The following is a 14,623-nucleotide window of genomic DNA, read 5'->3' as shown; positions in this document are numbered from 1 at the left end:
AACTCTAACTATTAACTATTGATTAATGTTTCAATGTTTTGTTCAAACTCATCACATTTTTCTACCAAAATAATTAGTATCTTCCTGAAATAATTAACATCTATTAAGCTCATCTCTGCATTATGAATAATTGAGAATGTCTGTTTTTCTCCTATTTTTTGCAAAGCCCAAAAACCGAGTTTATATTCAGCATTTTTGCCAAGAAGAAACGTAGACAGATTATGTGGTATGTCATCGATGTCGTCAAATTTCAAGCCACTCGGACAAGAAAACTCAAGAGTTGAATCGTACTTGACAATAAATAAAGTTTGTGTACTTCCCGATTCCATATCAAACTTAATTACAGCTATTTGATTATCAATACTAGAAATCTTCCAGCCAATATCTCGGCAATAACCCTCGATTGTAGATCTAAATTTAAAGGAAGAAAATAAATCTTTATCAATAGCCATAGTTTCATCTCCTGAATCAATCGGTTTACTCGTAGCTAATCTCGTCCATTCTCGTCCTGTACAAACCTGACACTCTGAAGGCTTCATCAGTGAAACAACTTCATTCCCACAACCTTTACACTGGTAAGTTTTTTTCATAAAATCAAAAATTTCATAATTTGGGCTTCAGATTGATGCTTAGCTTATTTCTACCATCTTTGGGTGGAACACCATTATTATAATAATACTTTATTCTTTGATGAACTTGATTAATATCAGGTCTTTCTTCATGGTTTAAAGCTAACATCTCTCCTATTAGTTTACGCACTTCGGTATCTAGTGGATCTTCTCGAATGAGAGTACCGCGCAATTTAGTTGTATTTTTAATCGACGGTAATTCCAGTTTTTTTCGATCCAGAATAGCTTCGTGAGCATAAGTATACTTTTCTGATAACATCGGACGATCACCTGTCCAATATTGACTGAAAATTAAACCCAGGGAAAAAATATCAGATTTTTTAGTGGGTGCGGGTGTCTTTCCTGCTGTGGCGATATGTTTGGCAAATTCTGGGGAATAATATACTGGATCGCCGACTAAAAATTCCGCCGCGATCAATTCTCCTTCAAGAATACTACTATCAAAATCAATAATTTTAGCAACTTGCCTTCCTTCCCATTCTTGAATCAGCACATTATCTGGTTTCAAGTCAAGATGGACAATGCCATTGGAGTGTAAAATTTTCAGCGCACCTGCTGCTGTTAGCATCACAAATAAACGCTTTTTTTGCTCTAGTTTATGTATTTCCTTTGATAAGGAACTGGTATCGACTTTTTGGCAGACTTTGAAGAAATGTTCGCCATAATCATCACCGTACTTAAAAAAGTCCACCATCACTACTACCGATCCCCCTGCACCACAAGCAGATAGTGCTGTTTGAATAGCTAGCTGTTTTCTCGCAAATTCTTCACACTGATCGCGCCGCTTTTGTTTTCCTTTTTCGCTTCCTGGTGCATCTTCACCTGGATAAACTGGACTGAGGAATTTTTTAACAAAATATTCGTTTCCATCGTGTATATTCAGAGCAAAACCCCATTGGCATTGACCCCCGTTAGCACTATCAAAGTCACGGGTTACTAGATATTTGTCAGTAATCACATCACCTTCTTTGTAAGACATAGTTTAATAAAACCCCCTATGTTTTAATTTATTCTGAATTTCTTGATACTTTTTTTGAGCTTTTGCTCTAAGTTCAATATTAACTTCTGAAGACGATGTTAATATTGTTTTAAGGCTATTCAATGCGGCGTTTAATTCTCCTTCTATTTCTTGCAAAACTGCCATAAAGTAATAAAGCGAAGCCTTTTTTCCGTAGGGTAAAATGCTATTGCTATTAACTAGACGCAGACAAAACTGAATAGCTGCATTGGCTGCTTTATTTTTATTGCCTATTGATTTCAGGGAGGTAACGAACGCATCTAAGTGTTCTTCCCAGTAGTCGCGATTTTCCGCACCCGGACTATTAAAAAATTGTTGATAAAAGAAAACGGCATTGTCCCATTGGTTTAAATGATAGTAAATAAAACCTAGATTTCGGGACGATTCTATAATTTCTTCTCCATTATTTTTGCTAACTACTTCTTCCAAGCAGAAAGCGGCCTTTTGTAATAAGTTTTGTTTTGGAACAAAATCTGTTTCAAAGAAAGCTAATTTAGTGTAAATCAATCCTAAAATATATTTACATTCACTGTGATGAGGATCAATCTCCAAAACTTGATTACACCAATCTTGAGCTTCTTTTAGTTGATTGTTGTCATAACAACACTTAGCCCGATCCAGCAAACTTTTAATTTTTTCAGCATTAGCTGTTGCTTTATGTTTAGATAAATTAGTAATTTTTTTGAAGGGGTCAGTTGTACTCAAACTTGAACTGGTTGAACTGGCTGGGGAGGGTTTCGCTTCTGACACTGGCGGTTGAGAATTAGCGGTTGGCTGAATATCCTGAATGAATGGCAAATAATATTCATAATCAATTTTATACTTTTCCCACAGGTTTTGTAAATCCTCATAGCGAGTATTAGCCGTAGGAGAAATAAAGTTTTCTTGTAGATACTGCAAACGCTCTTGATAAGAACTCTTTAAGTGCTTGATCCCGTTAAATCCTACTGGATAGAGAATTAAAGAAACATCATCTTGCTTAATCTCTGTGTATCTTTGTTTAATTAATTGTTGCCAAGTATTTTTTTCCATTGTATCCCCTTCTGACTTAGAGAGCATCTCTAGCAACAATTTTTCAAATTCCCAAGGAGCAGAAAAATACTGGAAACAGCCGTCAGTACAAGCTAAAAAACAGCCAGGTTCTTTAATATCATAATGCTGAAAATGAATTTGCCATGTCGGATTTATATGGGCGGTTAAATATTGAGACATGGGTGGATCTTGTCTCAACATTTCTAAGGCATCTTTGGGAGTTACTAAGTCATCTTTGGTCAGTTGTTGTAAACCTTTAGTTGGACTGAGAAAATAAATTCGTGAATCTCCCATCCAAGCCAAGTTAGCTTCAAAAATCCTTTCTTGCCCTTTTTGCTTGGGAATGCTAGCAAGGGCAATCGTTGTACAAAGTTTATGTTCCACTAAAGAACCTTTTAGCCGAGATGAAGTTTTCGGCTGCATCTCGATATCTGCTTTAATTTTCAGCGATCGGCAAATTTCTTGTTGTAATTGAATGACATTTTCTGGCTTTATTTCACCGTGCCATTGTTTGAAGAATGTTTTGCTGATTTGAGATGATTCTTCTGAGGCAATACGTCCCCCTGTTTTACCACCGTAACCAGCCGATCGGCCTCCTAATCCGTCAAACACGCCCATCAAGAAAGTTTGTCCAAAATCTTCAGCTAGGTTGGCATCTTCGCCTTTGCCTTCAGCAACTTCTATATTTACTACTAAATTAAATTTAGTCATAGCCATAATTGAATCTTTTATTTAAAATTGTAGGTTATGTAAAAAGTTAACTTAATACATCTGTGGGTAATTAAGTTAACTTAGATAGCTCATTAACAAACCGGCTTATATGCTCCCCGATATCGCTTCTAAAATTTGATCTATTTCTAGTTCTTCTAATCCATTACCTGCTTCCGAAACATAATGAATCGTATTTTCCCAGCTACTCATCATTGTCCAGGGTTCAGCATCAGGTGCAAACAGTAATAAACGCTTGGCTGATGTTGGTATATCGTGCCAGTAATCCGTCAAATCATCAAAGCTTTTTGGTATATCATTAGGATAGTGACTGGGTTTAGGGCCTTTGTCTAAACTATGAGCGCTAGCATCGGTGTAAACAACGACCACATATCGTTGCTTGCTAAAGTCTCCTTTTTCCCACTTTGACTTAAGTGCTAACCCCACTGCTTCTAAGCCATTTTCCGGTTCGTCACCGCCACCGTCAGCTTTAATTGGAGAGACAAAATTAGCAAAATCGGAGGACTGCGATCGCAAGTCAAAAAACTCAGAACATTGCATCACTTTATCGGCTGGATCGGCCCAATAATCCCGAAATACAATTACCCTAGCTCTCAGTTGATCTATTTTTTTACTTTTTTCTTTCATCTTAGCTTCTAGCTGCTCGTAAAACTTGAGAGCGGCTGACTTCACTTCTTCAATTAAATGACCCATTGAACCTGTGCCATCAATACACATCACCAAGTCCACTGCATACTTAACACTTTGACCATCACTCATAAACTTTTACCTCTATTGTCACTAACTTGTGTTGAACTCTGTCTGATCGAGATGAATTTTAAGAAGATTTTTAATTCACTTAAAATGTTTTTGCAGTCTTGTCTTAATACAACTTCCGGGTGTCCCTTTGGCTCTTCCTACATAAGCAGTATCAATTTCTCCATCAAAATCATGGTATATTGCATAAATGCCAGATAAACCGGATGGAATCGATCTAAGATTAGCATCAGTCATTTCTTGGGGCATTGACATACTGAAGTGCCTTGTTCAAAACAAAATCATAAAAATCACTATACATACTTTGATAAACGAACACAAGCTTAAAATGTCTTATTTTATCTTGTGTTTTTTTATAAAAATCAAACTAAAATTAACAAAAATCAATTAAATGTCTTAAAATATACTATAATTGTCATAAATTTACTGTGGATACATTTTATGAATGTTACAGAGGTTTTACAATGTGCCGATAGGTTGATTTTCACTAACACAGGAAAACACTTGGATGATGTGCAAAAATCCGTAATTACAGGGGTTTATCAGGGAAAAACCTATGATGAAATTGCTGATGAATGTAACCGCAGCGAAAGTCGTGTTAGAAATGTTGGGCGTCAGCTATGGCAAATTTTATCTGAACAGTTAGGTGAAGATATTAATAAGTACAATTTTCGCTCTACCTTCCAAAGACTGCATATACAATCATCTCAAAATCAAAATATTTGTCATGTAAACGGTAGCAATTACAATTTTAATTTTAATCGAGAATTTTTATATAATACAAATAAAGACAATCAAGAGAATATAACTGAAAATCAATCTAAATCTCTGTATCGTGATTTAAGCCTAGCCCCTAAAATCACCATTTTTTACGATCGCACAACCGAACTTCAAACCCTCTCCCACTGGTTAATCGACCAAAATCTTCATCTAGTCTCAGTTTTAGGATTAAGTGGAATTGGCAAAACCACCCTAGTCAAACAGTTTGTTGACCTAAATTTAGCACATTTTGAGGTAGTAATCTGGAAAAACCTCAAACTATCTCAATCTTTAGATGGCATTATTAATGAAATTATCATAGGTGTCGATCGCGATTCTCTTCAAACTGATAATAAGTTAACTCAGTTTTTCAATCTTTTACGTCAGCAAAGATGTTTAATCGTCCTTGATGATTTCCAAGAATTATTTATTAAGGGAGAATTGGCAGGAGAGTTCAAAACGGAATCTAAAAATTTCCAAAATTTATTGAAAATGATGACAAATCTAGAACATCAAAGTAGCTTGATTTTAATAAGTCAGGAACAATGTCAAGAAATGATTAGTCTGGATGAGGATTTATATCCTATTAAGTGCTTAGATTTACAAGGATTAGACAATACAGAAATCTTCAAAAAATGGGGACTAAAAGATGATGAAGCCTGGGCGGAGTTTAGCGATATGTACGGAGGAAATTTCGTTGATTTAAAAGATATTGCCAGTTTAATTAAAAGTATTTTTGGTGGCAAAGTTGCTGATTTTTTACAAGAAGACAGTTTAATTGTCACTAAAGATATGAAATCTAGGTTGACTGAATTATTCAAACGGCTATCACCCACAGAACAAGAGATTCTTTTACAATTAAGTAAATTTGACTTACCTGTGTCAAGGGAAGATTTAAGACAAAGTTTATCTCTGTCATCAATGGACTTGATGAATGGGTTGCGATCGTTGGGTCAACGTTATTTACTCCAAAGAATAGAAGGAAATAAAGTATTGTTTGATTTATCTCTTGTTGTTCGAGAATATGTGAGAACTTGTTGTCAAAATTAATTACGATCGCCTATTTTTACAAATACTCCCAACGACCGTTCATTTCTTCAGCATTCAGTACCTCCCAAATTAATACTAATCCTTGCAAAATTTCCCCAATCGATTTACTGGTTTGCGGACAGTAAACAATACCCGCGTGAGACAAACCCGCATGATGCAGTCTTAAAAAATCTGTATCTTGAGTAAAAATTACCCGTTCTTGAGACAGCGAAAATGCTAATTGTTGTTCGTCGGATTGCCCGATCATTCCTTGTTCTGGAGTTGTGGTGACATCAATTCCACGTCTTCGCAATCCATTCCCTATGGCAAGAGTTATATTTTCGTCGAGATGGAATTTTATCTTAGCCATGTTGACGACTTTTTAATTTTTGTTGCAATAGCGATGGGTTTTGAGCTTTCAATTGGCGCGCAAATTCTGCATCTGCTTCGATCGCAGAACGAATTTCATCTCGACGATCGTGATAATAGGCTAAAGCTGCATAGATATCAGATAAAGTAATACTCGGATAGTGATACAGAATTTCATCTGGTGACATTCCCATTTGTTCGTGCCAAACAACTATATCCTGAACTCGGATGCGATGTCCGGCGATACGGGGTTTTCCCCCACAAATTCCTGGGGTGATTTCGATATGTTCTTTAATGACGGCGATCGACATGGTAGGGAATTAATATAGGATGTCTCTTCTATTTTAGGACAGGTTATTAGTTTTAATTGACTCAGCAAATTTTCAAAACACACTCATAATATAACACACTATCGCCCATTTGATAACTACCTCCGCAGATAGACCCCCCTCCCAGAAACCTATGGAACACTGAGGATAGAGCAATCGACTTACCAACCATGACAGAACACAAAACATTGACAACGGCGGACGGGATTCCCGTTGCAGATAACCAGAACTCCCTGACTGCCGGTGAACGCGGGCCCATCCTCATGCAGGATTTTCACCTGATGGAGAAACTGGCTCACTTCAACCGAGAACGCATTCCAGAGCGCGTTGTCCATGCTAAAGGAGCCGCTGCATTTGGCACGTTGACCATCACCCATGACATTACTCGCTATAGCAAAGCTCAGGTATTCTCAGAAATTGGTAAACAAACTCAGGTTCTCCTCCGCTTCTCTACCGTAGGCGGCGAACAAGGTTCAGCAGATGCCGAACGTGACCCCAGAGGCTTTTCGCTCAAATTTTACACCGAAGAAGGTAACTGGGATTTAGTTGGTAACAACACCCCTGTTTTCTTCATCCGCGATCCAATTAAATTCCCTGATTTTATCCACACCCAAAAGCGCCATCCCCAAACCCATCTCAAAGATCCTAACGCCAAGTGGGATTTCTGGTCTTTAAGTCCAGAATCTCTGCATCAGGTGACAATTTTGTTTTCCGATCGCGGTACGCCGAAAAACCACCGCCACATGGACGGTTTTGGCAGCCATACGTTCAGCCTCATTAATGCGCAAGGAGAACGAGTTTGGTGCAAATTCCACTTCAAAACCATGCAAGGTATTGAAAATTTGACCGCCCAAGAAGCAATGCGGATCAAAGGCGAAGATCCCGATCATTCCACTCGCGATTTGTTTGAAGCGATCGAGCAAGGTAATTATCCCAAGTGGCGCTTTTGCATTCAAGTAATGACTGAAGCCCAGGCGGCAGAATATCGCGAAAACCCCTTTGACTTGACAAAAGTTTGGAAGCACTCAGAGTTTCCCTTAATTGATGTGGGAATTCTCGAACTCAATCGCAATCCCCAAAACTTTTTTGCAGAAGTAGAACAGGCGGCGTTTTCTCCTTCTAATGTGGTTCCAGGAATTAGCTTCTCTCCAGATAAAGTGCTGCAATCTCGCATCATGTCCTATGCAGATGCTCAACGCTACCGTCTCGGTGCAAACTATCAGCAATTGCCGGTCAATCAACCAAAATGTCCGGTGATGCACTACCAGCGGGATGGCGCAATGGCATTGGGTAACAACGGTGGTAGCGGGCCGAACTACGAACCTAACAGCCATGAGGATACGCCCAAGCAAAACTGTGTCTATGCTGACCCAGCTTGGGACTTAGGAAATGTCAAAGTCGATCGCTACGATCATCGTAAAGGCAATGACGACTACACTCAAGCAGGAGACCTCTATCGCTTGATGAAACCCGATGCACAGCAGCGGCTTGTCGCTAATATTGTGGAAAGTTTGGGTGGAGCAAAACCGGAGATTCAGATGCGCCAACTGTGCCATTTCTTCCGCGCCGATCCGAATTATGGCCGCCAAGTGGCAGAAGGTTTAGGAATTAAGCTCGATCCATCGATGATGCCCGCTGCGGCTCAACCGGTGGGCGTGTAGTCCGCCAGGGAATGAATTCCCTGTCTAATAGAAGACAGTCCTCTCAAAGAGGACTGAAGAACTCATTAGTCCTCTTGAGAGGACTTTAGCTTTGAGGCAGGGGTTTAAACCCCTGTCGGACTGTGGAATGAACCTTAATTTGACACCAATGGGCACTGCCGTATCCTCTATATTATTCCGGTGCAACCGGAATTTATCTTAGAGGCGATCGCAATTTTCAACAAAAGCCTATTACAAAAGCACACAACCAACTAAAATAAGTTGAGGAACTGCAATAAAAACCAAACAAGGCAAACAAAAACTATGACTTTACCAGTTGGATGCGCTGCCCCTCAATTTACCGCCAAAGATACCAATGGCAAAACAGTATCCCTCTCCGAATTCGCCGGTAAAACCGTCATATTGTATTTCTACCCCAAAGACGACACCCCCGGCTGTACCAGACAAGCCCAAAGCTTCAAAGCAGCCTATGAAGAATACAAAGACAAAGATATTGTAGTTCTCGGTGTCAGTCGCGATAACGAGGAATCTCACCAGAAGTTCACAGAAAAATATTGTTTGCCTTTCCAGCTATTAGCAGATGTGGATGGCGCGATTACCAAAGCCTACGATGTCGAAAAAGGTGATTATGCCAAGCGCGTCACCTTTGTCATCGATGGTACGGGCAAAATCATTCAAGTTTTTGAAGGAGAAACCATGAAAGTTGACACTCACGCTCAAGATATTCTGGTAACAATTGTGTAGTTAGGTTAAGTAAAATTAATCATGTCGATCGACAGGTGAATATTCTCCTCACCATAGTTTAGCCGATCGAACTTAAAGGCACTTACCGCCCTGAGACTGAATCTAGGGGCGGTTTTGTTTGCGATCGAGCAGTTATGTTTGATAAAATCAGAATTTATCATTGTGATAGCTGAACAATTACCAAATTTGTGCAAATTTTAAATTAACAGCCAGATTTAACAGCAAACCTAGCTAACAGAGATTGAGATGACAAACAGTACCAGTATTTTGACCTACTTAGGCCCTCAAGAAATTGAGGCGAATCGAGCCGCAGCCCTAGTGGGTATTTTTGACAAAAATCGAGTGGCTGGGATTTCAGCAACCGAAGGCACAAATGCCCTGAATGTAGAAATAAATTTATCTACAGGTACTTGGAGTATTGGTTTAGCCAAAGGCTTCGACAACCCTGGAATTCGCACATTGCAAGTAAAAGCAACTGATAAAACAGGCAAAGTTATCGGCGAACAAACATTTAATATCAAAGTCAATCCTGCTACTCACTCCGCCCTTCCCTTATTGATGTTAGTTGTCCTCCAAAATACCAAATTTAAAGCGGGAACAGTCGCATCAGCCAGTCTCAATGACCAACAAAAAGCCGACACAATCGCGGGTCAAACCTATCTGCTAGCAGATTATGAATTAGACGATAGACACCTGAGAGTAGAACTAAATAATCCCATTTCTCCGGTAGGAAAATCTGGCTATTTCTATGAAGAACACGTTTTGCTCACCAAAGGTGCAAAAGTTCTCAGATTCGATCGCACTGACTTACCGACACCCCCACCGGGAATGCAGTTACTTTGGGTAGTCAAAAAAAGCAAATTGAAGCTCAGCCCCGCCGATTCTGCTACCTTATCCTCCAATCAAAAAGTAGATCTCAGCCAGGGAGAAACCTTCAATATCCTCGGCTATGCTTGCATGGAAAATCATTTTCGAGTCACCTTCGATCGCCCCATACCAAACTTGGGAACTTCCGGTTTTCTGTACTCGCAGCACGTCCAAATTTTGCAAAACGGTCGAGGTATTCCCTTTGACACAAATGCTGTCACCATGACTGTTCTCAAAACTACTGTGTTTAAAAAGCGACCAGCGAATGCAGCGACTCTGCAACCACAGGAAAAAATTACTTTACCAGCGGGAATCATTTACGGAATTAGCGGATTCTCCATCGAACAAGGCCACATTAAAGTCTCCCTTACCGAAAATTTACCGCCCTTTGGTAATACCGGTTTTATTTTTCCCGATTTTGTACAATTTGCCCGCGGTGGCAAATCTTTCAATCCGGCACCAAATTTAACTTATCAAGGTCCGACGGAAGTGTTGCTGAATCAGGCGATCGCACTTTCAGGTACTTTTGACAAACAAGAAGCAGTCAAAGTTGAAGTCATAGCCGAGGATAAACTGCCACTAAAGGTAACACTAAACCAAACAGCAGGCACTTGGCAAGTAAATTTAGCCAAAGGATTTAGTACCCCTGGAGCTCGTTGGCTGCGACTGCGAGCCACTGATAGCAAAGGCAACGTTACTGGCAGTCAAATCATTTATATTACCGTAAGTTCTGACCCCTTAACTGTCGGCAAAGATTTGACTTTAAAGATAGTTTCTGATACTTTATTTAAAGTAGCTCCAGTGGACTCTTCCCGACTAAACAATCAGCAAAAAGTTCTGGTCAAAGCAGGTCAAACTTTGATTGTTAACAAGTACGGATTTATTGATGGCCATCTCAAGGTAGTTTTGGATGCGGCAATTACACCGATCGGCACTTTTGGCTATTTTTATGAACCAGACGTTCAGCTAGCCAAAGGTACAAAAATTCTGAAATTTGACCTAGCTGATGTACCCAATACTAACATCAGCGCTCAACTTTTGGTAACTCAAACCACCCAGATTAAAGGTGCACCGGAAGATTCACTTAAACTCCCAGCAAATCAGGTGGCTGACCTAATTTTAGGCAGTACCTATGCCATTACTGGCTATGCCTGCATTTTGGGTCATTTCCGGGTAACTCTTGCCGAATCTATTCCTGATTTTGGGAATGTAGGATTTATCTATTGGCGTCACGTTCAAATTAAAAAATTAAATAAAGAAATTATCTTTGATCCCGATGCTTTGACCGTAACGATGTTGCAACCAACGGTGTTGAAAAAACGACCAGTTGATGCTAACCAATTGAGCGCTACGGAAAGGACTACGTTGCCTCTGGGTCGAGTTTACGGTGTGGAAAGCTACGGTTTGGAAGGAAATCACCTGAAGATTTCTTTGACGGAAGAACTGCCTAATTTTGGCAATACAGGTTTTGTTGTTCCTACTTCTATTCAGTTTAAGCGGGGCGATAAAGTTTTCGACCCAATTCCCAATAATGTGGAATTGAATGTGCCCTATTTTTCTCAGCGCGATAATCCCCGTTTTGATTGGTCTACTTGCAATGTAACTGCGATCGCGATGGTACTTTATTACTATGGCGTTCGTTCTAAGTGGGGCGGACAGTTGGAGGATGAGTTATTGCAGTGGTGTTTTGATTATGCGGGCCAGGGTTCACAAACGGATCATAACGTGCTTTCGGCGCTGATTAAAGCCTATGGGTTCAAGACGAGTTTTAGTACGACTCGGAAATGGGCTGATTTGCGATCGGAATTGTTGAATCGGCGGCCAGTGGTTTTAGCCGGAGATTTTACTGCTTCCGGTCATATTATCACCTTAATTGGTTACAATTCCGAGGGTTATATCGTGCAAGATCCGTGGGGAGATGCACTCACTGGTTATAGGGATACTGAGGGTAGAAAGTTGATGTATCCCTACAATTATATGAATCAAGTTGCCGGGCCCGATGGGAATATTTGGGCGCATTTTATCTCGCGCTAATTTAACAGAGAGAGAGAGGGCGGGGACTCTTGGCACCGCCCCTACAAAAGGGTGGATAAGAGTATTCAAAGTCTCCCTTGTTAATGAGGATTTAGGGCGATCGAAACTTGGCTAAAAGCTAAAAGTATTGAGATGCGTTTTGTCTGTTTCATAAATATATGATAGGGCAACTACGGTAGCAGGTGTAAGCTATGTCCTCAGAGAAACCGTTAATTCTAGATTTTGCCCAGACAGACGCGACGAAATTGATTCTTCCGCGTCCCGCAATCCTGTCGAGTCACGGTGCAAAGTGGGAGGGAATTCACGTCGAATATCACCGTCAGCCACCACCACACCAATGTCCTGAACACTGTTTCCAACAGCACAGCATTGGGCTGATACTCAATTCAGTAACAGTAACAGGAATACTGAACGGAAAACACTACGGTAGCGAACCGTGGCAAAGTGGACAGATATTCATCGGTGCTGCTGGTACTGATTTCCAGTCAAGTGCAGTCGAAGAACCTGAATTTATGGCGATCGCCCTTGAACCTACCGACTTCGACAAAACAGTAGACGAATCGACAAATTCCAATCTGATTGAAATTATACCGCACTGGAAAATCAGCGATCCGTTGATTCACGGAATTGGCTGGGCCCTGAAAACTGAACTAGAATCAGGTGGATTAAACGGTACTCTTTATGTTGATACACTAAAAAACGCGCTTTCAATGCACATACTGCACCGCTATTCGGCACAAAAACCCCATCGGCGAGATTTTGACAATGGTTTGGAACCTGTAAAATTGCAGATTGTTATTAACTACATTAATGACTATCTAAACCGAGATTTGCACTTAGCTGAACTTGCTAATTTAGTGCAGATTAGTCCTTATTATTTCAGTCGTTTGTTCAAACAATTAATTGGAGTGACGCCCCATCAATACGTCACGCAGTGCCGAATTGAAAAAGCCAAACAGTTGTTGAAAAGGCGAGATTTATCAATAACCTATATCTCGGAGCAAGTCGGGTTTCACGACCAAAGTCATTTTAGCAAGACTTTCTGCAAAATCGTCGGTGTGACTCCTAAGAAATATCGCGATTCACTTTAATAAAGGTAACACCCGCAGTCCGCCAGTCGGGCAGTCCGGCAGTCCGACAGTCTGGCAGTCCGGCAGTCCAGCAGTCCGACAGTCCGCCAGTCGGGCAGTCCGGCAGTCCGACAGTCCGACAGTCCGACAGTCTGGCAGTCCGCCAGTCCGCCAGTCCGGCAGGGGTTTAAACCCCTGCCTCATAGCAAAAGTCGGTTGAAACCGACTGGGAAATCGAATTTAATTACGATCGATACCAGTCCTCTTTGAGAGGACTTTTGCTCTCTCGACAGGGGTTTTTAACCCCTGGCGGACTCTCGGATTCACCCAAATTTTTTGGCATTCAAGAATTTTCGCATTCACCCACAAGTCTGCCGGGGAATTAATTCCCCGTCTCATAGTGAAAGTCGGTTGAAACCGACTGGTAAATCCAATTGAATTATCCAACGAGCTACCGATATGGTAAAATAACTAACATAGCAAGAAAACCGCAAAATAATAAAAAAATTACATAAAAATCGGAAACATATTTATGGCAATGTGGCGGCTGTACTATCATTTAGTTTGGGCAACAAAAGAAAGGCAACCTCTGATACATCCACAAAGAGAAACAGAACTTTACAATTATATTATCGGCAAAGCTGATACCCTCAATTGCATCGTCCACGCTATCGGTGGCACAGAAAATCACATCCATTTAATAGTTTCCATTCCTCCGACACAATCGATCGCTGAATTCGTGAAAAATATTAAAGGAAGCAGCAGCCATTATCTCAATCAAACTTTGCAAAATCCCAATAGATTTGGCTGGCAAGAAGGATATGGAGTATTCTCTTTAGGACAAACACAAATAGAACAAGCAGTCGCTTATGTTATCAATCAAAAGCAACATCATTTGCGAAACACTGTAAATTCGCATTTAGAACAAATCACCGATCGAGACGATCGCCCAACCCGGTGGTATCCAAAGAGGCCAAAGAATTAACAGATCAAACTCTCGCATTCACCCACAAGTCCGCCGGGGAATCAATTCCCCGTCGAGAGAGCAAAATTCGGTTAAAACCGACTGACAAATCCAATTAAATTACGATCGATCTTAGTCCTCTTTCAGAGGACTTGCGCTATGAGACAGGGGTTTTCAACCCCTGGCGGAATATCGGACTTACCCACAATCTTTCGCATTCAAAAGTTTTCGCATTCACCCACAAGTCCGGCAGGGGTTTAAACCCCTGCCTCATAGCAAAAGTCGGTTGAAACCGACTGGGAAATCGAATTTAATTACGATCGATCTTAGTCCTCTTTCAGAGGACTTGCGCTATGAGACAGGGGTTTTCAACCCCTGGCGGAATATCGGACTTACCCACAATCTTTCGCATTCAAAAGTTTTCGCATTCACCCACAAGTCCGGCAGGGGTTTAAACCCCTGCCTCATAGCAAAAGTCGGTTGAAACCGACTGGGAAATCGAATTTAATTACGATCGATCTTAGTCCTCTTTCAGAGGACTTGCGCTATGAGACAGGGGTTTTCAACCCCTGGCGGAATATCGGACTTACCCACAATCTTTCGCATTCAAAAGTTTTCGCATTCACCCACAAG

At 40.7% G+C, this 14,623-nt stretch carries 13 protein-coding genes; 6 read left to right on the top strand and 7 right to left on the bottom strand.

Annotated features, from left to right (window positions below):
- Positions 1–11 precede the first annotated feature (11 nt).
- The 4 genes from AAFP14_RS02900 to AAFP14_RS02885 all read right to left on the bottom strand — a co-directional run bounded on the left by AAFP14_RS02900 (position 12) and on the right by AAFP14_RS02885 (position 4,167).
- Complete coding sequence (locus AAFP14_RS02900; protein WP_341730814.1) at positions 12–590, bottom strand: hypothetical protein; 579 nt, start codon at positions 588–590, stop codon at positions 12–14.
- Positions 591–603: 13 nt separating this feature from the next.
- Positions 604–1,587: a protein kinase domain-containing protein gene (locus AAFP14_RS02895; protein ID WP_341730813.1), complete on the bottom strand. Its 984-nt coding sequence runs from the start codon at positions 1,585–1,587 to the stop codon at positions 604–606.
- Positions 1,588–1,611: 24 nt separating this feature from the next.
- A complete protein-coding gene (locus AAFP14_RS02890) occupies positions 1,612–3,390 on the bottom strand; it encodes a protein phosphatase 2C domain-containing protein (protein ID WP_341730812.1) in 1,779 nt (592 codons plus the stop codon).
- A 105-nt stretch (positions 3,391–3,495) separates the two neighbouring features.
- The gene (locus AAFP14_RS02885; RefSeq protein WP_340523073.1) at positions 3,496–4,167 is read right to left on the bottom strand and encodes a vWA domain-containing protein; all 672 of its coding nucleotides are present in this window, start codon (positions 4,165–4,167) and stop codon (positions 3,496–3,498) included.
- 438 nt (positions 4,168–4,605) lie between these two features.
- Here AAFP14_RS02885 and AAFP14_RS02880 point away from each other — a divergent pair, with 438 nt between their 5' ends.
- Complete coding sequence (locus AAFP14_RS02880) at positions 4,606–5,973, top strand: helix-turn-helix domain-containing protein (protein WP_341730811.1); 1,368 nt, start codon at positions 4,606–4,608, stop codon at positions 5,971–5,973.
- Between the two features lie 16 nt (positions 5,974–5,989).
- Here AAFP14_RS02880 and AAFP14_RS02875 read toward each other — a convergent pair whose 3' ends face one another.
- Positions 5,990–6,322 carry a DUF5615 family PIN-like protein gene (locus AAFP14_RS02875; RefSeq protein ID WP_341730810.1) on the bottom strand — a complete coding sequence of 111 codons (333 nt, stop codon included), beginning with the start codon at positions 6,320–6,322 and terminating at the stop codon, positions 5,990–5,992.
- On the bottom strand, positions 6,315–6,632 hold the full coding sequence (locus AAFP14_RS02870; protein ID WP_341730809.1) for a DUF433 domain-containing protein: 318 nt from the start codon (positions 6,630–6,632) through the stop codon (positions 6,315–6,317). The genes AAFP14_RS02875 and AAFP14_RS02870 overlap by 8 nt, the downstream gene beginning before the upstream one ends.
- A 188-nt stretch (positions 6,633–6,820) precedes the next feature.
- Here AAFP14_RS02870 and AAFP14_RS02865 point away from each other — a divergent pair, with 188 nt between their 5' ends.
- Together AAFP14_RS02865 and AAFP14_RS02860 are read left to right on the top strand one after the other, a co-directional pair.
- The gene (locus AAFP14_RS02865) at positions 6,821–8,311 is read left to right on the top strand and encodes a catalase (protein WP_341730808.1); all 1,491 of its coding nucleotides are present in this window, start codon (positions 6,821–6,823) and stop codon (positions 8,309–8,311) included.
- A gap of 303 nt (positions 8,312–8,614) precedes the next feature.
- Positions 8,615–9,055, top strand: coding sequence for a peroxiredoxin (locus AAFP14_RS02860; RefSeq protein WP_340523081.1), 441 nt, complete (start codon positions 8,615–8,617; stop codon positions 9,053–9,055).
- 5 nt (positions 9,056–9,060) lie between these two features.
- On the opposite strand, the gene AAFP14_RS02855 is transcribed toward AAFP14_RS02860, so the two are convergent.
- Positions 9,061–9,216: a hypothetical protein gene (locus AAFP14_RS02855; RefSeq protein ID WP_341730807.1), complete on the bottom strand. Its 156-nt coding sequence runs from the start codon at positions 9,214–9,216 to the stop codon at positions 9,061–9,063.
- An 85-nt stretch (positions 9,217–9,301) separates the two neighbouring features.
- On the opposite strand from AAFP14_RS02855, the gene AAFP14_RS02850 reads away from it, so the two are divergent.
- The 3 genes from AAFP14_RS02850 to tnpA all read left to right on the top strand — a co-directional run bounded on the left by AAFP14_RS02850 (position 9,302) and on the right by tnpA (position 14,011).
- Positions 9,302–11,956, top strand: a complete 2,655-nt coding sequence (locus tag AAFP14_RS02850) for a C39 family peptidase (RefSeq protein ID WP_341730806.1) — start codon at positions 9,302–9,304, stop codon at positions 11,954–11,956.
- Positions 11,957–12,147: 191 nt separating this feature from the next.
- Complete coding sequence (locus tag AAFP14_RS02845; RefSeq protein WP_341730805.1) at positions 12,148–13,047, top strand: helix-turn-helix transcriptional regulator; 900 nt, start codon at positions 12,148–12,150, stop codon at positions 13,045–13,047.
- Between the two features lie 511 nt (positions 13,048–13,558).
- On the top strand, positions 13,559–14,011 hold the full coding sequence (gene tnpA / locus AAFP14_RS02840) for an IS200/IS605 family transposase (RefSeq protein WP_341730804.1): 453 nt from the start codon (positions 13,559–13,561) through the stop codon (positions 14,009–14,011).
- Positions 14,012–14,623 lie beyond the last annotated feature (612 nt).

The organism is Microcoleus sp. EPA2, assembly GCA_020882975.1.
GTDB lineage: Bacteria > Cyanobacteriota > Cyanobacteriia > Cyanobacteriales > Microcoleaceae > Microcoleus.
The sequence above is the reverse complement of the archived record's forward strand: the minus strand, read 5'-3'. Positions and strand labels throughout refer to the sequence as shown.